This window comes from Alkalibaculum sporogenes, from assembly GCF_009362815.1.
Lineage (GTDB): Bacteria > Bacillota > Clostridia > Eubacteriales > Alkalibacteraceae > Alkalibaculum_A > Alkalibaculum_A sporogenes.
In genome coordinates this window covers 131,079-152,263 of the sequence record NZ_WHNX01000003.1, presented here as the reverse complement: position 1 = coordinate 152,263, position 21,185 = coordinate 131,079, and the positions used below count along the sequence as shown (strand labels likewise).

The 21,185-nt window shown below is 30.6% G+C and carries 21 protein-coding genes and 1 riboswitch; of the genes, 10 read left to right on the top strand and 11 right to left on the bottom strand.

What is annotated here, in order from left to right; all coding sequences use genetic code 11:
- Window positions 1-82: 82 nt before the first annotated feature.
- A riboswitch (Lysine riboswitch) is annotated at window positions 83-256 on the top strand.
- Window positions 257-523: 267 nt separating this feature from the next.
- From GC105_RS02690 to GC105_RS02670, 5 genes are all read left to right on the top strand, one after another.
- Complete coding sequence (locus GC105_RS02690) at window positions 524-1,531, top strand: aspartate-semialdehyde dehydrogenase (RefSeq protein ID WP_152801429.1); 1,008 nt, start codon at window positions 524-526, stop codon at window positions 1,529-1,531.
- A gap of 2 nt (window positions 1,532-1,533) precedes the next feature.
- Window positions 1,534-2,412 (top strand): 4-hydroxy-tetrahydrodipicolinate synthase, encoded by an 879-nt coding sequence (gene dapA, locus GC105_RS02685; RefSeq protein WP_152801427.1) that lies wholly within the window; start codon window positions 1,534-1,536, stop codon window positions 2,410-2,412.
- Window positions 2,413-2,427: 15 nt separating this feature from the next.
- Window positions 2,428-3,180 (top strand): 4-hydroxy-tetrahydrodipicolinate reductase, encoded by a 753-nt coding sequence (dapB, locus tag GC105_RS02680; RefSeq protein WP_152801425.1) that lies wholly within the window; start codon window positions 2,428-2,430, stop codon window positions 3,178-3,180.
- Between the two features lie 75 nt (window positions 3,181-3,255).
- The gene (gene dapD, locus GC105_RS02675) at window positions 3,256-3,990 is read left to right on the top strand and encodes a 2,3,4,5-tetrahydropyridine-2,6-dicarboxylate N-acetyltransferase (protein ID WP_152801424.1); all 735 of its coding nucleotides are present in this window, start codon (window positions 3,256-3,258) and stop codon (window positions 3,988-3,990) included.
- 72 nt (window positions 3,991-4,062) lie between these two features.
- Window positions 4,063-5,268 (top strand): aspartate kinase, encoded by a 1,206-nt coding sequence (locus GC105_RS02670; RefSeq protein WP_343029935.1) that lies wholly within the window; start codon window positions 4,063-4,065, stop codon window positions 5,266-5,268.
- Window positions 5,269-5,543: 275 nt separating this feature from the next.
- Here GC105_RS02670 and GC105_RS02665 read toward each other — a convergent pair whose 3' ends face one another.
- From GC105_RS02665 to pdaB, 3 genes are all read right to left on the bottom strand, one after another.
- Window positions 5,544-6,206 (bottom strand): single-stranded DNA-binding protein, encoded by a 663-nt coding sequence (locus tag GC105_RS02665; RefSeq protein ID WP_152801422.1) that lies wholly within the window; start codon window positions 6,204-6,206, stop codon window positions 5,544-5,546.
- Between the two features lie 63 nt (window positions 6,207-6,269).
- Complete coding sequence (locus GC105_RS02660; protein ID WP_152801420.1) at window positions 6,270-7,349, bottom strand: Mur ligase family protein; 1,080 nt, start codon at window positions 7,347-7,349, stop codon at window positions 6,270-6,272.
- Between the two features lie 52 nt (window positions 7,350-7,401).
- Window positions 7,402-8,181 carry a polysaccharide deacetylase family sporulation protein PdaB gene (gene pdaB / locus GC105_RS02655; RefSeq protein WP_152801418.1) on the bottom strand — a complete coding sequence of 260 codons (780 nt, stop codon included), beginning with the start codon at window positions 8,179-8,181 and terminating at the stop codon, window positions 7,402-7,404.
- 153 nt (window positions 8,182-8,334) lie between these two features.
- Between pdaB and GC105_RS02650 the strand changes: the two genes are divergently transcribed.
- Window positions 8,335-8,859, top strand: a complete 525-nt coding sequence (locus GC105_RS02650; protein ID WP_152801416.1) for a DUF4364 family protein — start codon at window positions 8,335-8,337, stop codon at window positions 8,857-8,859.
- 392 nt (window positions 8,860-9,251) lie between these two features.
- Here the strand turns inward: GC105_RS02650 and GC105_RS02645 are convergent, their stop codons facing one another.
- The 5 genes from GC105_RS02645 to GC105_RS02625 form a co-directional block, all read right to left on the bottom strand.
- The gene (locus GC105_RS02645) at window positions 9,252-9,437 is read right to left on the bottom strand and encodes an aspartyl-phosphate phosphatase Spo0E family protein (RefSeq protein WP_193708256.1); all 186 of its coding nucleotides are present in this window, start codon (window positions 9,435-9,437) and stop codon (window positions 9,252-9,254) included.
- A 144-nt stretch (window positions 9,438-9,581) separates the two neighbouring features.
- Entirely contained in the window at window positions 9,582-12,230 is a 2,649-nt protein-coding gene (locus GC105_RS02640) for a valine--tRNA ligase (protein ID WP_152801412.1), read from the bottom strand.
- A gap of 276 nt (window positions 12,231-12,506) precedes the next feature.
- Window positions 12,507-12,710: a hypothetical protein gene (locus tag GC105_RS02635; RefSeq protein ID WP_152801410.1), complete on the bottom strand. Its 204-nt coding sequence runs from the start codon at window positions 12,708-12,710 to the stop codon at window positions 12,507-12,509.
- 12 nt (window positions 12,711-12,722) lie between these two features.
- Entirely contained in the window at window positions 12,723-12,902 is a 180-nt protein-coding gene (locus GC105_RS02630; RefSeq protein ID WP_152801408.1) for a hypothetical protein, read from the bottom strand.
- An 88-nt stretch (window positions 12,903-12,990) separates the two neighbouring features.
- Window positions 12,991-13,194 carry a hypothetical protein gene (locus tag GC105_RS02625; protein ID WP_246169672.1) on the bottom strand — a complete coding sequence of 68 codons (204 nt, stop codon included), beginning with the start codon at window positions 13,192-13,194 and terminating at the stop codon, window positions 12,991-12,993.
- A 551-nt stretch (window positions 13,195-13,745) separates the two neighbouring features.
- Between GC105_RS02625 and GC105_RS02620 the strand changes: the two genes are divergently transcribed.
- Window positions 13,746-15,473 carry a methyl-accepting chemotaxis protein gene (locus tag GC105_RS02620; protein WP_193708255.1) on the top strand — a complete coding sequence of 576 codons (1,728 nt, stop codon included), beginning with the start codon at window positions 13,746-13,748 and terminating at the stop codon, window positions 15,471-15,473.
- Between the two features lie 146 nt (window positions 15,474-15,619).
- Here the strand turns inward: GC105_RS02620 and GC105_RS02615 are convergent, their stop codons facing one another.
- The 3 genes from GC105_RS02615 to GC105_RS02610 form a co-directional block, all read right to left on the bottom strand.
- Window positions 15,620-16,744, bottom strand: coding sequence for an MGDG synthase family glycosyltransferase (locus GC105_RS02615; RefSeq protein ID WP_152801402.1), 1,125 nt, complete (start codon window positions 16,742-16,744; stop codon window positions 15,620-15,622).
- A gap of 85 nt (window positions 16,745-16,829) precedes the next feature.
- The gene (locus GC105_RS16770; protein ID WP_193708254.1) at window positions 16,830-16,991 is read right to left on the bottom strand and encodes a hypothetical protein; all 162 of its coding nucleotides are present in this window, start codon (window positions 16,989-16,991) and stop codon (window positions 16,830-16,832) included.
- A 312-nt stretch (window positions 16,992-17,303) separates the two neighbouring features.
- Entirely contained in the window at window positions 17,304-18,266 is a 963-nt protein-coding gene (locus GC105_RS02610) for an SIR2 family protein (protein ID WP_152801401.1), read from the bottom strand.
- A gap of 225 nt (window positions 18,267-18,491) precedes the next feature.
- Between GC105_RS02610 and GC105_RS02605 the strand changes: the two genes are divergently transcribed.
- Genes GC105_RS02605 through GC105_RS02595 form a run of 3 tightly spaced genes read left to right on the top strand, consistent with a single transcriptional unit; the run spans window position 18,492 to window position 21,064 of the window.
- The gene (locus GC105_RS02605) at window positions 18,492-19,496 is read left to right on the top strand and encodes an ABC transporter substrate-binding protein (RefSeq protein ID WP_152801399.1); all 1,005 of its coding nucleotides are present in this window, start codon (window positions 18,492-18,494) and stop codon (window positions 19,494-19,496) included.
- Between the two features lie 16 nt (window positions 19,497-19,512).
- Window positions 19,513-20,268 (top strand): ABC transporter ATP-binding protein, encoded by a 756-nt coding sequence (locus tag GC105_RS02600; RefSeq protein ID WP_152801397.1) that lies wholly within the window; start codon window positions 19,513-19,515, stop codon window positions 20,266-20,268.
- Entirely contained in the window at window positions 20,261-21,064 is an 804-nt protein-coding gene (locus GC105_RS02595; RefSeq protein ID WP_207706924.1) for an ABC transporter permease, read from the top strand. Before GC105_RS02600 ends, GC105_RS02595 begins: the two co-directional genes overlap by 8 nt.
- Window positions 21,065-21,185: the final 121 nt, after the last annotated feature.

Here is a 21,185-nt window from a genome sequence, read left to right as displayed (position 1 = left end):
TAAAATTAAAAATATAGGGTTTTTCATTTATTTTCAATACTTTTACTGTTATAATGATAAACAACAATGCTATAATTAAATATCTTTTGATAGAGGTGCATTTATTATTAGTACTATTAATGATGATATCAGGATCAGTTGAATTAATGGGAAAGGAAAAAATGCCGAAGTAATTTTTACCTGAGGATAAAAATTGCTGGGATTATCGTAAATAACGATAATACTGTCATCTTAGTGATGGGGAGCTATCTGTTATGTTATAATTTGTTTTATACAAACATATTTTTTAAAACATACAGCTAGTTTTTTATAAAACTAGTTTTTTTTATCGCGAAGACAATGAGCCAAGCGAAAGGAACTTTTCGTAAGCATCTTTATCTACTCCAGTCAAACAGCTTGCTAATTTGACTAGCGTAGATAAAGGTGCCGCAAATGAAAACTTGTTTTCATTTGGCGAATGTCCGCGTAGAGAAAAACTCACAAAGTGAGTTTCTCAAAGTTAATTAATTGGAGGGGAATATAAATGAAAAGATACAATGTTGCAGTCGTTGGTGCAACTGGAATGGTTGGCAGAAAGATGTTAGAAGTACTAGAAGAAAGAAATTTTCCTGTAGAGAATCTTTACCCTATGGCTTCCGCAAGATCAGCTGGAGATAAAATAACTTTTATGGGTAAAGAATACACTGTTGAAGAATTAAACGAAAATTCATTTGACAAAGATATTGATGTAGCACTCTTTTCAGCTGGAGGTAGCACAAGCGAAAAGTTTTCTCCTATTGCAGCAAGAAATGGAGTCATAGTAATTGACAATAGCAGTGCTTTTAGAATGGATAAAAATGTTCCTTTAATAGTTCCAGAAGTAAATCCAGATGATGTGCAATGGCATAAAAATATTATTGCTAATCCTAATTGCTCAACTATACAAGCAATGGTTCCATTAAAAGTATTACACGATGCATATAAAATTAAAAGAATCATCTACTCTACTTATCAAGCAGTTTCAGGTTCTGGTGTTAGGGGCTCTCAAGATTTAGAAGAAGGCATTAGTGGTCAAGAAAACAAATTTTATCCACATCCTATTGCATTTAACGTATTACCACATATCGATGTTTTCACTGAGAATGGATACACTAAAGAAGAAATTAAAATGATCGAAGAAACAAAAAAAATATTACACGATGATAATTTGAGAATTACTGCTACTACTGTTAGAGTTCCAGTATACTATGGTCACAGTGAAAGTGTTAATATTGAATTCGAAAGAGACTTTAATTTAGAAGAATTAATAAAATTATTAGAAATATCACCTGGTATTGTAGTTCAAAATAATGTGTCACAAAACAACTATCCTACAGCAGTAGGCGTAGCAGGTAAAGATGAAGTATATGTGGGTAGAATTAGAAGAGACGAGAGTATTGAAAATGGCATTAACCTTTGGATTGTAGCAGATAATATTAGAAAAGGTGCTGCTACTAATACAGTACAAATTGCAGAACTATTAATGAATAAAAAATTAATTAAAGGAGTGTAATTATGAGCTTATTTCAAGGATCCGGAGTAGCCATTGTTACTCCATTTAACAAAAATGGTATAGCATATGAAAAATTAAAAGAACTATTAAACTGGCACGTAGAAGAAGGAACAGATGCAATAATTATTTGTGGTACTACTGGTGAGACTCCTACTCTATCTGAAGATGAACATAAAAAAGTAATTAAATTCACAGTAGAAATAATAAATAAAAGAATACCTGTTATCGCAGGCACTGGATCAAATTCAACTGCTCATACTATATCCATGTCAAAGTACGCACAGGAAGTAGGCGCAGATGGCTTACTTATAATGAATCCTTACTACAATAAAAGCACACAAAAAGGTATCATTGCACATTTTGAAGCAATTGCACAAGAGGTATCCATTCCTATTATTATTTATAATGTTCCAAGTAGAACTGGATGTAATATTACACCAGAAACTATTTCTACACTGGCAAAAGTTGATAATATCGTTGCTGTTAAAGAAGCAAGTAGTGATATTGTACAAATTGTCGAAGTAGCAAGGTTATGTCCTAAAGATTTTAATATCTATTCTGGTAATGATAACCAAGTAGTCCCTATTTTATCCTTAGGAGCAAAAGGTGTTATAAGTGTCTCTGCTAATATAATACCAAAAGACATGCATAATATGGTTTATCTATACTTAGAAGGAAAAGTTCAAGAGAGCCTATCTTTACAATTAAAGATGAATAGCTTAAATAATGCCTTATTCATAGAGTCAAACCCTATTCCAATCAAAACTGCTATGAATTTAATGGGAATGGAAGTAGGTCCTTTAAGAATGCCTTTGCTAGAAATGGAAGAAAATCATATAACAGTTCTTAAAGATGAAATGAATGCATATGGCATATTATAGGAAGGTTGATAACATATGATTAATGTACTTTTATCTGGATGCAATGGTGGAATGGGTAGAGTTTTACAAGAACTAATTAGCAATGAAAAAAATATGCAGGTTATAGCTGGATATGATAGCACTGAGAATAATAATAACTCTTATAAGGTATATACTGATATAGATAAATGCAATGAAAAAATTGATGTCATTATTGATTTTTCTCACTATACTGCTTTTAATAGTGTTTTAAAATATTCATTAGACAAACAAGTAGCTCTAGTAATGGCAACAACAGGTCTGACTGCAGAAAATGAACAGTCCCTTTTGAAAGCCTCTAAAATTATTCCAATATTTAGAACAGCAAACATGTCAATTGGAATCAATGTACTCTTAGGATTAGTAGCAGAGGCAGCAAAACAATTGGAAGAATTTGATATAGAGTTAATAGAAAAGCATCATAATAAAAAAGTAGATTCACCAAGTGGTACAGCTTTAATGTTAGCTAATGAAATAAATGATGCATTAAATAATTCCCTAGAGTACACATATGGAAGAGAAGGAAAATCCACAAGACGAAATAGTAAAGAACTTGGTATTCACGCAGTAAGAGGTGGCACAATTTCTGGTGAACATACTGTTATATACGCAGGCGAAGATGAGATAATTGAAATAAAACATACAGCCACATCTAAAAAGGTATTTGCAAAAGGCGCAATAAAAGCAGCAAAATTTATTACTAATAAAGAAAATGGATTCTTTGATATGAGAAAAGTCCTAAAATCTTAGCTCAACCTATACTAATTATGTGTATATTCAATTAAATACTAATAGCTTACAAATGTGAGCAGAAGGAGTAGTACTATGACAAATGAAGAATTAAAAAAACAATTTGATTTAACCGATCCGTACCAAATCGCAAAATATATAAAAGCAGTTACAAAGACAACTCCTGTTAAGGCCTATGTAAATGGTAATCTTAGCTCTGATGATTTAAAAGGGATAGAGTATTATGGAAACCCTGAATCATGCATTATTTTTGCCGAAAAGTCCACTTTAACAGAATTTCTTGAAAAGTTTTCCGATAAAATAAGTACTTGTCGCTTTGAATATGATAGAAGAAACTCTGCAGTCCCTATGCTAGATGTAACTGAAGTAAATGCGAGAATTGAACCTGGTGCTTTCATTCGTGAAGGTGCTCATATTGGCAATAATTGCGTGATTATGATGGGTGCTGTTATAAACATAGGAGCAAACATCGGAGACGGAACAATGGTCGATATGGGCGCCGTAATTGGAGCTAGAGGTCAACTTGGAAAAAATGTACACCTTGGAGCAGGTGCAGTAGTGGCAGGCGTGCTAGAGCCACCAAGTAAGGCTCCAGTAATAATTGAAGACGATGTTCTAATAGGTGCTAATGCTGTCATACTAGAAGGTGTTCACGTGGGTAAAGGTGCTGTTATTGCCGCTGGCGCAATAGTTACTAAAAATGTACTTGCAGGAACAGTAGTTGCCGGGTCACCTGCTAAAGTTATTAAAGAAACAAAAGATGAAAAAACCATATCTAAAACACAAATGTTAGAAGACTTAAGAGGTTAATAATCTATATCTATTTATTGATAAATATTTCAATTAATATGGTGATTACCGTATATAAGGGAGAATCTTTTAGTGAAAATACTTGTACAAAAATACGGTGGTACCTCTGTAGGTACTATCGAGAAAATCCAGAATGTAGCAAAACGTATTATATCAAATAAAAAAAAGGGTTATAAGATGGTCGTAGTATTATCTGCAATGGGAGACAATACTGACAAACTATTAGAAATGGCATATGAGTTATCTGATAATCCACCTAAAAGAGAAGTTGATATGCTTATATCAACAGGTGAGCAAGTATCAATTTCTCTTCTATCTATGGCTTTAAATGAAGCAGGATATGCTGCTATTTCATTAACTGGATCACAAGTTGGCATTAAAACTGTAGGAAACCATATGAAATCTCGCATAGCAGATATAGATGATAGCACTCTTAGAAAACATTTAAAACACGATAAGATAGTTATTGTTGCAGGGTTTCAAGGCATTAATGAAAATAGTGATATTACTACATTAGGCAGAGGTGGATCTGATACATCTGCAGTTGCAATTGCAAGCAAACTACAATGTCCTTGTGAAATATATACAGATGTTGATGGAATCTATTCATTAGATCCGAGAGTATATCCTAAAGCAAAAAAATTAGATTCAATTAGCTATGAAGAAATGTTAGAAATGGCAAGCCTAGGTGCTGGTATTATGCATGGAAGAGCTATTGAGATTGGTCAAAAATATAATATTCCAATTTACGTTGCGTCCAGTATGGGTGATAAACAAGGTACTACAATTAAGGAGAGTGATAAAACCATGGAAAGTACTGCAATTACAGGCTTAGCAATAGATAATAATGATGCAATGATAACTTTAAGCTATGTGCCCTATAGTATAAAAGTTACTGCTGAAATATTTGATAGGCTAGCAAATAAAGATGTGAATATTGACATGATTAGTCAAACTTCTCCTAGAGATAATACAGTTAATATATCTTTTACGGTACCTACAAACGAGCTAACAGAAGCAAAAGAAGTTTTATCGTTCTTTGAATCAAAATATCCTCAGATAGGATTAAGTATAAATGAGCGTATAACAAAATTATCTGTAGTTGGTATTGGTATGAGAAGTCAATCTGGTGTTGCTGCTAGAATTTTTGTTTTATTAGCTAATGCTGATATAGAAGTTGATATGGTTACAACTTCAGAAATAAAAATCTCATATGTAATTAATACACAAGACCAACAATTAGCTGTAAAAACTATAGCAGAAGAGTTTAACCTATAATCGAACTATTAGTCACTAATCTTAGAATAAATGACTCTAGAGGATACGTTGTAGTTTAGTACTACGTTCCTCTGGGTATATAAAATTCATTTACTTAATGCTTATGGTAAGTACAATTTAAGGAACCAGAGCTCTTAAGAATCCCATGTGGGATTCTATTTTTTTATGTAGTAAACTTCTAAATCATTTACCCAGGATCAAGACTTTATCCTGTTGTAATGTATATGTTGAACTTTAGAGTTTAGTTCTCTGTAGAACGCTTAAGAGGTATGTAATCATGTCTCATCTGGGCACTCTTTCATTTCGCTTGGTTCTTCCTTTATTAATTTTGAAATTGATACTTCATAAGCCACTTTTTCTTGTATATCTCCCCCTACTAATTTCTTCTCATAATTTCTACTCTGTATCCTTCCCCATATATTAATACGATCTCCTATTTCTAAATTTTTAGCGTATCTTGCATTTCTTCCCCATGTTATACACGGTATGTAATCAGATTTGTTATACATTCTATTAACTGCTAGCAATATATCACATATCTCTCTTCCAAAGGGTGTCTCTCTATATATTGTTGGTTTACAGATAAAACCATTTAAAAAAATAGAATTAGGATTACTTCTATCTGGACTATCTTCATCGGTCAGTACTATATCTTTAGCAAATATTACTAGAATAAGTTTACTTCTTTCATCAACTTTTCTATTATATGACCTCAGCTGCCCCTTAATTGTTACCTGATCCCCTAATCCAAATGATTGATCTACTAACAATCTCTCTGATATAATAACAGGCAACTGATCGATATTATCACTAAGCCTTGGTACCTCGATTTTCACTTTGTAAAATACTTCTCCAAATATTGTATGACTATATTCGAAGTCACTCACTAAATCTCCAATTAAAGTGACTTTGTTAGTTTCTAGTAAATTATCTGACATGATAGTTTTCTCCCTTCAAGTATAAAATGATTTCTAGATTATATTATTCATCAGAATAAAATTTTAGAACATATCTTTTAGTATTGTTCTACATCCGATCCATACAATTAAGTCATTTTTATTTAATTTAGGTAAATAGTCACTTAAGTAATTATTAAAGGTCATATAATGAACAAACTTTATCTTATTCCTTATAATTACTTCAACAAATAGCTTTCTACTATCTTTGTCTAGTAATTTTTCTGTTAACTTTCCCACTACACATATATTTGCACCTTGTATCAATGGAAAGTCTTCAATAAAATCATTAATAGTTGCTTCACAGGATAAAAACTCTAAATTCTCTATAGCAATTACAATATATAAATCCTTATAAAAAAGATATTGTAAAGTTTCAAAAAACATTTTAAATGAATAACTATCCTTAGCCAAATCTATCAAGAGTGTTATATCTTTATTTTTTTTAATTTCTAACCTGTTTGGAATTTGGTTAATTTCTCCTAGGCCTAAAATCATTTTTTCAATATTTAAATCAAATATTATGCCAGTAGTAATTGCAGCTAAAGTATTGTATATATTTTGATATCCTATCAGGTTTAACTCAACAAGTATCTCTTGAACATCAACTTCTTTACCTGTCATAGTAGTAATACCTCTTTGCAGATAATAATTATATTGTATCTTCTCTTGAACAATTGCAATAGTAGATGCTGTCACAGTATTTTTGTTATTTAATCCGTAGGTAATAATGTACAAATTTGAAATCCCTTTTATTACACTAAGACTTTTATCGCTATCAGAGTTTAATATAACACTTTTACTATTATTAATTGCATTCCTATATAATGTTAAATCTTCTAATGAATCTCCACATGTATTAAAATCGCTAAAGACTATACAGTCAAAAAATATGTTTTCAACATGGCTCACTGAATGAAGCTCTATTATAAGATATTCTACATTATTTCTTTTCATCTCTTTTATAGCTTCGTGGTCTGCATTAATAGATAATTTGTTTCTATTTATACGCACCCCTAGATCGCCTATTACGCCAACATTTTTATTACACTTTGAGAATAAAGATTCCAGTATAAACAATATTGATGTTTTGCCGTGAGTTCCTATAATACCTATAATTTTCATATCTTTTCTCCTAAGTAAAATTTTAAAAGTCTATATTAGTATATGTAACATTTTACTTTTTAGTAGTGTTAGATAGTTGTCTTCCTGTGTGGTCAATAGTATAGTTTTCTTTGTAGATCAACTCAGATATAGGAACTATTTCATAACCTTGATCTTTTAATTCTTTTATAATAGTCGGTAATGCAGCCGTTGTGTATTCTGCATTGTTGTGAAATAAAACGATGGAACCAGGCCTTATATTTGATACAACCCTATTTATTATTTGTTCTTTACCCTCATTCTTCCAATCTAGGGAATCTACATCCCATTGAATAGTAAAGCAACCTTGCTCTTGTGCAATTTTTATTACATCATCGCTATATGACCCAAAAGGTGGTCGAAATAAAACGGTATCTTTATTGGTGAATTCAAAAATTTTATCATTAGTTAATTTAAGTTCTTCAGCGATTTTATCTTTATCTAGTTTTGCCATATCGGGATGACTATTTGAATGATTCCCAATTTCATGACCTGCTTTTACTATCGCTTTAACTTGATCTGGATATTTATCTATCCACAAACTAACTAAAAAAAAAGTAGTCTTAATTTCTTCATTCTCTAATATATCCAATATTTCTTGAGTATATTCATCTCCCCAAGCTGCATCAAACGATACAGCTACAACCTTTTCTTCTGTCTCAACACTATAAATTGGTATCAATTTATTTTTAGCTAAAAATACTGATGATAGATCTTCTCCTTTAGATGAAATAAAAACTACTGCCAATATTATCACTACTAAGATAATTGAAATAATATACATAGCTTTTTTCGATAGAAAAAATACTTTCATAATATCCCCCTCCTATTTTAACTTCAATATTAAATAGTATTTAAGAGATAACAAGCTTATTCATCTTTAATAAAAAAAAACCTTAATTATAAATCTTATTTTAAATATCTAACTTTCTGGTATAATGATATATATGAAAGTTGGTGACATCAAATGTATTTTGATTCAGAAAATATACTAGAAAACAAATTAATTATACTATATGCTCTAAACCATTTTAAAACTCCACTTACTAAAGACCAAATCACCCAGATAATATTGGAAAATATACAAATCAGTTACTTTGATATCCAATTTTTAGTTGATAGCTTAAAAAGCGATAAATTCGTCGTTGAGTTTTCTGATACAGGAGGTCTATATTATTCTATTTCTGAAACAGGCAAATCAACATTACACTTATTTGAAAGTAGGGTCCCATCATATATTAAAGAGATAATTGGTATGTTCATATCTCAAAACAAAGACAAATTATTAAAACAAGTAAAATATCAGTCAACATATAAAAAACAAGGTGATGGAGTTTTCATAGTAAATCTTAAATTATTCGAAAATGATATATCCCTTATAGATTTAAATATAAACGTTGTAAGTATAAAGCAAGCAGAATTTATGTGCTCAAATTGGGATAATAATGGAGATAAATTGTATACTGAGATTATTAATACTCTTATTAAATAAGGTTAAACTTTATTCAGTAGGGTTATCTTATGCCCCACTGAATATTAATTAATCTCTCTTTTTTTAGGAATTTAACTCCCACTTCATTATTTTACTAAACTCTTGTACACATTCCCACAGTTTGAACAGCTATGTATGCTAGAGACAATAACTAAAATGTAAAAATTATATGTTTGTTTATTATATTAACTATAGACAAAGACAAAGCACCCACACGTTACATTCATAACATGAGAGTGCTTTTTAGTTGTATTTTAAAGATTAATTCTTATAGTTTATTTATTATTAAATCAACGTTGCAATTACTCATAAAGGGAGATAAGTAACTATTTTAGACAAACTTAAATCAAACTAAGTAATGTTATATCGTCCAATCAAAACTACATATTATTTTAGCTATGAGATTTGCTCTTAATTGATTTATCTTCATCTTTTAACAGCATGCTCTTATAAATTAACTTGTCCAATTCTTGGCTTATGTTTATTACTTCAGGTTTTTGTAAATTTTCAATGTTACCATCTATTAAAAAATCCATTTTATCCTTTAAATGTTTTATACATACGTAAACGTTTCTCATATAACACATCCCCTTTATTTATGTTTATTTACGTTATATTAAATTTTATATGATAATCTGCCTTATTTCAACATGTTTCATACAACATCTTTCGACAAAAATCACTATTATTTATAATATATTAAACAAAAGGGAACTCTTGACTTACTTATGCTTTGTTAACATTTCCATCACATTATTTAGCATTTTTTCGTATTTTTCTTTCTTATCTTGTTCTTGTTTTATAATATTTTCTGGTGCCTTACCAACAAAGCCTTTATTAGATAACTTTTTTGTTACTCTTTCTACTTCTTTTTCTAGATTATTTTTTTCTTTTGTTAACCTTTCGATTTCTTTTTCTCTATCTATTAAGTCAGACATGGGAATAAATATTTCTCCACCATTTATAACGCCACTCACTACATTTTCAGGTATTTCAAATTTTTCAACAGCTTTTACATTTGTTGCATTTGCTAAACTCATAATATATTCTTTACCTTTTAAAATGATATTTTCCGTTTCTTTATCTTGAGTTGTAATTAAAATTTCTGCTTTTCTAGAAGGTATTACATTCATTTCCGCTCTAATATTACGAATAGTTTTAATAGTATTCATAATTAATTCAATCTCATTTTCTTCTGTAGCAAAGTTTAATTCTTCCATGTAAATAGGCCACTTTGCATTCATAATAGTTTCTTCATTTACTAAATTAGTATATATCTCTTCAGTAATAAAAGGCATAAAAGGATGTAACAACTTTAGAACATTTTTTAGTACAAAAGCAAGTGTATACTGAGCAGCAACTTTATCGTATTCTTTATCTGTATCTTTATACAACCTAGACTTAACAAGTTCAATATACCAATCACAAAATTCATTCCATATAAAATCATATAATTTTTGTGCTGCAATTCCTAGCTCATATTTACTCATATTATCAGTAACTTCAGTTACAATATTATTTAATCTGCTAATAATCCACTTATCAGCATTTTGTAAATTGTCTAAGGCTATACACTCTTGTTCTAATGTATTTTCGTCAATGTTCATCATTACAAACCTAGATGCATTCCAGATCTTATTTGCAAAGTTTCTATTAGATATCACTTTATCATCTGACCATCTAATATCATTGCCTGCTGCATTCCCAGTTATAATAGTAAATCTTAAGGCATCTGAACCATACTGATCTATAACTTCTAATGGATCTATACCATTTCCTAAAGATTTACTCATCTTTCTACCTTGGGAGTCTCTTATAAGTCCATGAATATATACATCTTTAAAAGGCGTCTCGCCAGTATGTTCTACACCAGAAAAAATCATTCTTGCTACCCAGAAAAATATAATATCGTAAGCAGTTACTAGTACATCAGTTGGGTAGTACTTTTTTAAATCTTCTGTTTTGTCTGGCCAGCCTAATGTTGAAAAAGGCCATAATCCAGAGCTAAACCATGTATCTAATACATCCTCGTCTTGTGTTATACTATTTGAATTACATTTAGAACAAGTATCAGGCTGCTTTTTAGCAACCATTACTTCTCCACATTCATCACAGTAATAAGCTGGAATTCTGTGCCCCCACCATAGCTGTCTCGAAATACACCAATCTCTAACATTTTCCATCCAATTGTAGTAAATCTTATTAAATCTATCAGGTATAAAGCGTGTAGTTCCATTCTTAACAACCTCAATGGCTGGATCAGCTAGTGGCTTCATATCCACAAACCATTGCCTTGAGATAATAGGCTCTACTATTGTATCACAACGATAACATGCACCTACATTATGATCGTGTTTTTCAATTTCCACTAAATTACCTAAAGTCTGTAAATCTTCTACAATTCTATGTCTAGCTTCCATACGATCTTGACCTTGGTACTTCCCAGCCAATTCGTTCATAGTAGCATCATCATTCATTACTCTTATCTGTTTTAGATTATGTCGTAGACCTACTTCGAAATCATTGGGATCATGGGCTGGAGTCATTTTTACTACACCAGTACCAAATTCCATATCTACATAATTATCGCCTACAATTGGTATCTCGCGGTCCATTAATGGTAGAATAACAGTTTTTCCTATTAAATGTTTATACCTTTCATCTAATGGATGAACTGCAACTCCTGAATCACCAAGCATTGTTTCTGGTCTAGTTGTCGCTACGACTAAGAATTCATTACTGTCTTTAATTTGGTATCTAATATGCCAAAAGTGACCTTCCTTTTCACTATACTCTACTTCAGCATCAGAAAGAGCGGTCTTACAATCAGGACACCAGTTAATAATTCTATTTCCTCGATATATCAAACCTTTGTCATATAATTTAATAAAAGCCTCTTTTACTGCTTCACTACAACCTTCGTCCATAGTAAATCGTTCTCTCGACCAATCGCAAGAAGCACCTAGTTTTTTAAATTGATCAGTAATCCTCTTTTTATAATCTCCTGCCCAGTCCCACGCTCTACTTAAAAATTCTTCTCGTCCTATATCTTCTTTTGACAGACCTTCTTCATTTTTGATCTTCTCTACAACTTTTACTTCTGTTGCGATACTTGCATGATCTGTACCGGGCAACCACAGTGCAGCGTAACCTTCCATACGCTTCCATCTAATTAAAATATCTTGCAAAGTACCATCGAAGGCATGACCTAAATGGAGCTGACCTGTAATATTAGGTGGTGGCATAATAATAGTATATGGATCCCCCTTAGGATTAATCTCAGGCCTGAAGTATCCCTTTGACTCCCAGTGAGAATATAATTTTTCTTCTATTTCTTTCGGATTATACACAGTTGACATGTTGGTTTCCATCTCATCACTCCCATTAATCAATAATACTTTGTTTATAAGTGGATATAAATACGTCTATAAATATCTTCATTACATTTATAGACATATTAAAAGCAATCGCAAGGATTGCCTGTATTTATTATAATCGATAATATTCGACTAATACTGCTAATTAGTTGCGTGATTAAATACATATTATAAGTCATCATTATACTAATATTTGCTTTATAATACAAGCTAATATTACCAAAACATATAAGAATATACGATTAATTTGCCTGTAGAATAGAAAGTACATTAATTAGTATTAATCAATTTATCTAGTATATAAATAAGTATGATAACTGCGCCTACAATTATAATTGCTGTTAAAGTTGCAGATATTATTTTTGCAGTTTTAGTAGTTACTTTATCTTTAAAAAACTTATTAAAAACGTAGTATACACCTGCAAAAATTCCTTCAACCACAATTTCAAAGACTAATTCTAATAAAATTTCCATATTTTTTATCCTTTAATCAGCTTTATCTTTGTATTTTGATTTGATTCCACCAACAATAATCAACGCTACTGCTACCATGAGAATTGTCAATGAAAGGAAATCTGGTATTGGCGTAATAAAGTTTATTGTTAAAGTATGTATTACAGATACTATTATTCCTAGTTTTAACAAGGGAGATATTGTTTTTTTCATCTTATTCACCTTTTTATAAAGTATATTCATTAATTATTATTTATGTAACCTAAAACTATCACAATAGCGACAGTTCTTTGTATTAATGTTATATCCACGTTAGCAATTCAATTATTACTGAAATTAAATCTTTTTGTATCTTCTTAACATCAGCTTCTGGTCCACTAAATTCAGATTTTTCTAAATTGTCTTTCAATGTAATAATAACATTCTTTTTTTCAGTGTCGTTATTAAATTTATTCTCCATTTCATTAAGTTTCTTCAGTAATTCTTTTTCTCGATTTTCACTCATCATATACATCTCCTTTAAGATTATTAGTCAAGTATAATTAATATTAATTAAATATACAAGTCACATGTGGTCAATCAATGTTATTTGGTAACATTTAAACTATTTTTAGTAAAATCAAAATATATTCTATAGAACTTTTAATCTTTTTTATATGAAAGCCTAACTTAACTATAATACACGGCAATCGCATGAAAAGTGCATTTAAGGGTTCTGCGCGAACGCTTTTTAAAAAAACATATTAAAGCAGCTAGCTATATAGAGTATTTTTATAACATTACAAACAATACCTTCGCTAACTTCATTCCATCTTTTCTATTTTTTTCATGCGATAGCCCTGAACTATAATAAAAAGCAAGCATTGATTTATAAATAGATTATATAATTAGTTTGAAACTTATTTTTTGGGTTATATACAATAAGTAAGCACTTGTATTTAAGAAACTCTTCTACATGCTTCAAGTAAGATAGGTAAATTTGGGAACAGTCTAACTTTCCTATCTTAAAATAATATTAATTTTAACATTAAATCTGTTATGGAAAGGACGAAAAAATTGAAATCTATCAGAGAGAAACTAAGCGCAAAACTATTTATTTTATCAATTGTACCAATTGTACTGTTTATATTACTATCGTTATTTTACATTGTTCCAAGTGTTAGAGATGATATCTACGAAGCTAAAAAAGATCAAGTTAAATCAAATGGAGAAATTGGTTTAACAATTATTGAACATTATTATAATTTAGAACAACTGGGTGATTTGACTAGAGATGAAGCTCAAAATGCAGCTATAGAAACTATTGAAAATATAAGATATGGTAATAGAATGGAAGACTACTACTGGATCAACGATTTTGATCATATTATGATAATGCATCCTTTCAATACAGCTCTTGAAGGGCAAAGCGTTAAAGATAATCAAGATCCTGATGGAGTTTATCTATTTCAAGATATGGTAAATGTAGTAACTGATTTAGGAGAGGGATATGTAGAATATCAATGGCAGTACTATGATAATGCGGAAAGAATAGAACCTAAAATAACCTATGTCGTTGGTTTTAAAGAATGGGGATGGATTGTAGGGACAGGCATTTACATAGAAGACATCAAACCAATCGTTTTAAATAGGACTATAGCATTATCAGGGTTTATATTAGGTGTCATAATACTATCACTAATACTTACCTGGACTCTTTCTAACACCTTGGTTGTCAATCGTCTTAAAAGTGTTGTCAGAGTAGCAGATGAATTTGGAAAGGGAAATCTAAAAGAAAAGGCATCTGATATTAGTAAAGATGAAATTGGACAACTTGCAAAAGCGTTTAACAATATGGGAGAAAATCTTCAAAGTATTTTTAGAAATATAGGTATGAATGCTGATAGTGTAGGTTCATCATCTCAAGAGCTCAGCGCTAATATGCAAGAAAACGCAAGTGTATCTATTGAAGTTTCTAGAGCAGTAGAAGATATTGCCCTAGGAGCAAATAATCAAGCAGAGAAAACAGAAAATGCTTCTGAGAATGCAAATGAATTAGGAAATTTAATTAATAAAGATCAAGAGAAAGTAAGCGAATTAGATTTAATCTCTAAAAATGTATTTAAGCTAAAAGAAGAAGGTATAGACATAGTAACAAGATTAATTAACGCTACACAAGAAAGTGAAAGTTCATCTAAAGAGGTATATCAAATAATTAAACAAACAAAAGAAAGCGCTGAAGCTATAGATATAGCAAGCTCTTCTATAAAAGGAATTGCAGAGCAAACTAACTTATTAGCATTAAATGCCAGTATCGAAGCTGCACGCGCTGGTGAAGCTGGTAAAGGTTTTGCTGTAGTAGCTGACGAAATAAGACAATTAGCAGAAAGAAGCAATGAACACTCACAAGAAATCTCAACAGTTGTAGTCACACTAAATACTAAAGCATTTGAGGCAGTTAATACCATGAAAAAAGTTACGAATGAAATTGTAGCTAAACAATCAAAGGAAATAAAAAATACAGAAGAAAAGTTTAAAGGAATTGCAGAAGGAATACAAAATATTCAACAAAAGGTAAAAGAGCTTAAACAATCATCAGAACAAATTCAAATAAAAAAAGATGTAATAATAGATAATCTACACGATTTAGCTGCTATCGCTGAAGAAAATTCTTCGTCTACAGAAGAAATCTCCGCTTCTGTAGAGGAACAAACTGCAAGTATGGAAGAAGTATCAAATGCAAGTGACCAGTTAGCTAAATTAGCTGATAATATGCAAAGAGAAATATCAAAATTTAAATACTGAAAGTAAGGCTGCACTATAAAAAGTGTAGCTTTACTCATAGTATCAAGTTTTAAGCCATGTAAATAGTTTTGTGTCATTTTCATAAGATGAAATCAAGAAAATTAGAGCACTCTCATTAAATATTACGCAATTCTATGAAGCTTAAGTCATAGTAATTTCTTCTCTTTATAAAGATTTATTAATTCATTGCCTAATTTTATAATCATTTCGATTGATTGTTCTTTTGCTATCTCGGACATATTACTGGCCATTGAATCGAGAATATCTTTGTTTCTCACTAAATGATCTACCACTATACTAAGTTCTTTAATCTTATTAACTTTAATTGCCATACCTGTTTCTACAAGAAAATCAGCATTCTCTTCTTCTTGTCCTGGAATATAATACGGTATAATCATTGGAATATTTTTTATAATCGCTTCTGTTGTTGTAAGTCCACCAGGCTTAGTAATAATTACATCTGCTTTATCCATTAATTCTGGTATCTGTTCTACAAAACCGTATACTTCTATTTTTTTAGAACCATTATCCTCTTCTACAATTTTTTCTATTCTTTTCTTCATTCTATGATTATTTCCACAAACTACCATAATTTTTAAATAATGTTCGGTTTTAATAAGACTTTGCAAGGCTTTTTCTAATTGAGATGCTCCCATAGAACCTCCCATTAACAGGACAGATAAATCTACATTATAATCTTTTTTAACTACGCCACTATAATCTAGGAATGATTTCCTAACAGGAATACCATAAGAATGAATTTTGGAATCCCGTACACCTTTACGCATCATAGTTTCTTTAGTATACTCACTACCAACAATATAAGCATCTATATCATCGTTGATATAAGCTCTATGTATCATATAGTCAGTTACTATGGAAATAATAGGCGTATTAAACTCTCCTTCACCTTTAAGAGTCCCTAAAACATTTGTTACTAATGGGTGGGTTGCAACAATAAGGTCTGGCTTCTCTTCATTAATAATTTTTAACAAACGTTTTTCGATAACATCTGTTATTATAGCAATAACATAATGACTTATAGTTTCATTATTTGCAGCTCTATATAACCTTCCGTATGTTCTAGGAGTAATACTTACGATTCTTTCATAACCCTTAGCTATAACATTATCTAAGAGGGTATTGGTTTCCTTAAAAGTATCATATGTAAATGCATCATATCCCATATTTTCGAAATGTTCTCTTAATGAATTTGCAGCAATATTGTGTCCACCACCAGTGGAAGCAGAAAAAATCAACACTTTACTCACTTTATCAACTCCATATGTAATTTGACACTATCTTAAATATTGTATCTTATTTTAAACATAAATCAAAGAATAAAAGAAGAATATATTAAAAAATGTCAAAAAATCCATCCTTTTTAATAAGTATTCCCTTAAATACCAATCGATCTAAGTCAGTTTCTTCACCTTGAAATCCTTGTAATAAAAAATCATTATACGTCTGAGGACCACAATATTTTATAATATTGATTATCTTGTCCACATCAATCAATATTAACGCCTCCTTTAAGAGAGTACTCTTTCTTATAAGTACCTGTTACTAAATCGTAACATGACGCATGATTGTGTTCTACCTTATTTGGTAAAAACATTTTAACTTAAGTGTTTATCTGTTTCATGTTTTTTCCAAACCTAAGCTTTTATCTTTATTACACACGATGTATCAATTATTGATTGAAAGTAACGATTGTTTTTAAATAATCTGCATAACATTATATCTCCTAATCTCCTTTATAGTATATATATGCACTATAAAATAAAATAATAGACCTTTTTTAAAATTTGATAATTCTATAATAACTATTTAAATATATTGTTGAGGTACTCTACTAAACTCTTGAAATGATATTTTTTCATAGATTACTTCACCATTGAAGAATAACTCATATTTTTTTTTCTCTATTTCTATTTTTTCAATGCTTTTACCTTCATAATTATTTATTATTTTTACTCTAAAAGGTCTTTGTTTATACATTTCTGCACGCTTAATAATGAACTTAATATATAAATCTGCATCTGGAAATGAATAACCACAAAAAATAATATTATCTACTTCATATAAACTTTTATTTACATTATGATAAATGTTATTTAGATAGTAATTAGATATTTCTTTATAAAAAGTAGGAGGAACTATTATGGATTTAAACAAGTTATTACAAGTATTGCAGGAGAAATTTTCGCTTAATCTATTCAAAGTCTCTCCAGAAGATATTATAAATTCATCACAGACATCGCAATACTTCCAATTTAATGATCCATATATTTTATATAAAGGTAAACTAATGTTATTGTTATTTCTATAAAAGTTTTTAAAACCATAATCAACATTTATATTATTATTAAGTATCGCACTATCAATTAACAAATCATAATTAGTAGTGATTAAAATAATTTTGTTAATCAATCCCTGTCTTTTCAGCGTACCAATCATTTGATTGTGATGCTTTGAGTAGTTTATTAACTTCATATTTAATATTTCAGCCATAGAAAAAATAATTCCTTCTTTGATTTCATTTATATTAAAGTAAAAGGATTCTCGTCTTTTTTCCGCTGTATAAAGCAATCCTAATATTTCTTCGAATTTTGGAAACTTTTTAGCGTCCTTAACATTAATATTATATGTTTTCATAAAAAACTCTTCTAAAATATTATAATATTTATCATCTGTCGAAAATTCTTTAAAGTATTCAAAAAATAATTCATCTTGCAACGGTGCGCCTTCCGATTTAGATGCACCTGCTCCTAAAAAGATTATTGTCTTCACAGGCGTGCTCCTTTGTTTATCATTGTAATGGAAGAATTATAAGGGCAGTTATTATGTTATTATCTAATTCTTTCTCTATATTATTATTTATATAGTACTTCATTCTATACAAAATATATTAACTTGATTTTTAGAACCTACTAATTTCTTTTTTCTGAAATGATTCACCACTTTATTTCTTCAGAATATAATGAAATTGATAATTAAATAAAGGAGGTTAAAGTTTTGAAAAAATTTAGCATTTTAATTTTTATTCTGCTTATTGTTTCAATTGTACTTTTCGGCTTTATAGGATGTGAAAAAGAGGATGTCACAGTCGTTAAGTTAAATGAGGTAACTCACTCGGTATTTTATGCTCCTCAATACGCTGCTATTAGTCAAGGTTTCTTTTCAGATGAAGGATTGAAAATCGAAATAACTAACGGTCAAGGTGCCGACAAAGTACTCACGGCCGTAATTTCAGGCGATTCTGATATAGGGTTTTGTGGACCAGAAGCATCGGTATATGTCTATAATCAAGGTAAAGAAGATTATGCAATATCTTTTGCACAACTAACAAAACGCGATGGTTCGTTTATATTAGGCAGAGATCCTGATCCTGATTTCACTTTTGATAAATTAATTGACAAAGATGTTATTGGTGGAAGAAAAGGTGGTATGCCTATGATGAACTTACAATGGGTTTTAAAACAAAATGGTATAGATCCAGATCAAGATGTTAATATCGATAGCAGTATACAATTTGCTGCAATGGCTGGAGCTTTTAAGGGTGGAACAGGTGATTATGTATCATTATTTGAACCAACTGCTTTAGCATTAGAAAAAGAAGGCGCTGGATATGTAGTAGCTTCCTTAGGTGTTGAAAGTGGAGAAGTCCCATATACTTGTTACAATGCCACAAAAAGCTACATAGAAGAAAACCCAGATATAATACAAAAATTTACTAATGCAATTTATAGAGGTCAATTGTGGGTTAAAGAAAATTCTCCAGAGGAAATTGCTCAAGCTATAGTAGAATTTTTCCCTGACACCGATATAGACGATTTAACTGCTGTTGTAAAAAGATATAAAGATCAAGATTCGTGGAATACAACTCCAATGTTAACTCAAGATTCTTTCGAACATATGCAAAATATTATGGAATCTGCAGGAGAACTTAATAAACGCGCTCCTTTTGATGATCTTGTAAATACAAAATTTGCGGAGACAGCTATAGAAAATATAAAATGATTTGGAGGTGGAACTTATGCCTACTCCAGTATTAAGTATTGAAAAACTAACAAAGATATATCATAGTTTAAATGGTGAGACATTAGCAATCAAAGACTTTACTCTTGATATTGGTGAAGGTGAGTTTATTGTAATAGTAGGCCCTAGTGGATGTGGTAAAACGACAGTCCTTTCCATACTAGCAGGTTTACTTTTCCCTTCTTCGGGATTGATTAAATACTCTAATGATGAAGTTACATTAGGTTATATGTTACAAGATGATCATCTTTTCCCTTGGAGAACTATACTTGATAATGTCTACTTAGGCTTAGAAATTCAAAATAGAGCCACTACAGAAAATAAACGACGTGCTGAATTATTGATTGAGACATATGGATTGGGTAAATTTAAACAACATTATCCAGCCCAATTATCTGGTGGAATGAGGCAAAGGGCTGCATTAATACGCACATTAGCAATAAATCCTGAAATACTGCTGCTAGATGAGCCTTTCTCTGCACTAGATTATCAAACAAGAATGGCAGTAACAGACGATATTGGATCAATCATTAAAAAAGAAAAAAAAACAGCTATAATGGTTACCCATGATTTGACTGAAGCTATTTCACTAGCAAATCGCATAATTGTACTCACAAAAAGACCTGCTGTAATAAAGCAAATTTTTGATATAAAGCTGACATCTACTGATCACTCACCTACCCAAAACAGAAATGCTCCTGAATTTATGAACTATTATAATGAAATATGGAAGGAGCTTGATGTACATGTCTGAAAAAAATTTTTCTAAGGAACATGAACAGTATATTAAAAAATTAAAGACTAATCGATTTAATGTAATCGCTACTAGGACTATTCTCCTCGTGTTTTTTATTATCTTTTGGGAGGTTGCCGCTGAGTTACAATGGATAGACTCTTTTATAACTAGTCAGCCTACTAGAGTTTTAAAAACATTAGTAAATTTGTTTACAGAGGGAACATTGTTCAAACATCTTTTTACTACCGTATTAGAAACTATTATTGGCTTTACAACCAGCACTATTTTAGGAACCGTCATAGCTATTATATTATGGTGGTCTCCTTTCATCTCAAAGGTGGCTGACCCCTACTTAGTGGTGTTAAACAGCTTACCAAAAGTTGCCTTAGGCCCTATAATACTCGTTTGGGTTGGAGCCGGTCCAGTGGCAATAATTGTAATGGCTGTATTAATTTCTCTTGTCGTAACTATTAGTGGTGTTTACAGTGGCTTTACTGACGTAGATGAAGCTAAAATAACCTTAGTTAAAACTTTTGGTGCTACAAAGTTGCAAATCTTAACTAAAGTAGTTTTACCTGCTAGCTATCCAACGATTACCAATGCATTAAAGATCAACGTTGGTTTATCATGGGTAGGAGTAATTATGGGAGAATTCTTAGTTTCAAAAGCGGGTCTTGGCTATCTAATTGTTTACGGTAGTCAGGTATTTCAATTAGATCTCGTTATGACCAGTATTCTGATATTGTCATTAGCTGCAGGGGTTATGTATCAAATTATTGCTTATATTGAAAAGAAACTTATACCATATAAATAAAATGACCCTAAACGGGTCATTTTTATTGTTATTATCGCGAAGTAATGAGCCAAGTGGCTGCTTGCAGATATTTGGCGACTACCGCGTTAACCGCGAGAAACTCGCAAAGCGTGTTTCTTGT

Excerpts from the sequence above, each read along its gene's own strand:
- GC105_RS02690 (WP_152801429.1), top strand. The coding sequence starts at position 524 with ATGAAAAGATACAATGTTGCAGTCGTTGGTGCAACTGGAATGGTTGGC.
- dapA (WP_152801427.1), top strand. The coding sequence starts at position 1,534 with ATGAGCTTATTTCAAGGATCCGGAGTAGCCATTGTTACTCCATTTAAC.
- dapB (WP_152801425.1), top strand. The coding sequence starts at position 2,428 with ATGATTAATGTACTTTTATCTGGATGCAATGGTGGAATGGGTAGAGTT.
- dapD (WP_152801424.1), top strand. The coding sequence starts at position 3,256 with ATGACAAATGAAGAATTAAAAAAACAATTTGATTTAACCGATCCGTAC.
- GC105_RS02665 (WP_152801422.1), bottom strand. The coding sequence starts at position 6,206 with ATGTCAGATAATTTACTAGAAACTAACAAAGTCACTTTAATTGGAGAT.
- GC105_RS02660 (WP_152801420.1), bottom strand. The coding sequence starts at position 7,349 with ATGAAAATTATAGGTATTATAGGAACTCACGGCAAAACATCAATATTG.
- pdaB (WP_152801418.1), bottom strand. The coding sequence starts at position 8,181 with ATGAAAGTATTTTTTCTATCGAAAAAAGCTATGTATATTATTTCAATT.
- GC105_RS02650 (WP_152801416.1), top strand. The coding sequence starts at position 8,335 with ATGTATTTTGATTCAGAAAATATACTAGAAAACAAATTAATTATACTA.
- GC105_RS02645 (WP_193708256.1), bottom strand. The coding sequence starts at position 9,437 with ATGAGAAACGTTTACGTATGTATAAAACATTTAAAGGATAAAATGGAT.
- GC105_RS02640 (WP_152801412.1), bottom strand. The coding sequence starts at position 12,230 with ATGGAAACCAACATGTCAACTGTGTATAATCCGAAAGAAATAGAAGAA.
- GC105_RS02635 (WP_152801410.1), bottom strand. The coding sequence starts at position 12,710 with ATGGAAATTTTATTAGAATTAGTCTTTGAAATTGTGGTTGAAGGAATT.
- GC105_RS02630 (WP_152801408.1), bottom strand. The coding sequence starts at position 12,902 with ATGAAAAAAACAATATCTCCCTTGTTAAAACTAGGAATAATAGTATCT.
- GC105_RS02625 (WP_246169672.1), bottom strand. The coding sequence starts at position 13,194 with ATGAGTGAAAATCGAGAAAAAGAATTACTGAAGAAACTTAATGAAATG.
- GC105_RS02600 (WP_152801397.1), top strand. The coding sequence starts at position 19,513 with ATGCCTACTCCAGTATTAAGTATTGAAAAACTAACAAAGATATATCAT.
- GC105_RS02595 (WP_207706924.1), top strand. The coding sequence starts at position 20,261 with ATGTCTGAAAAAAATTTTTCTAAGGAACATGAACAGTATATTAAAAAA.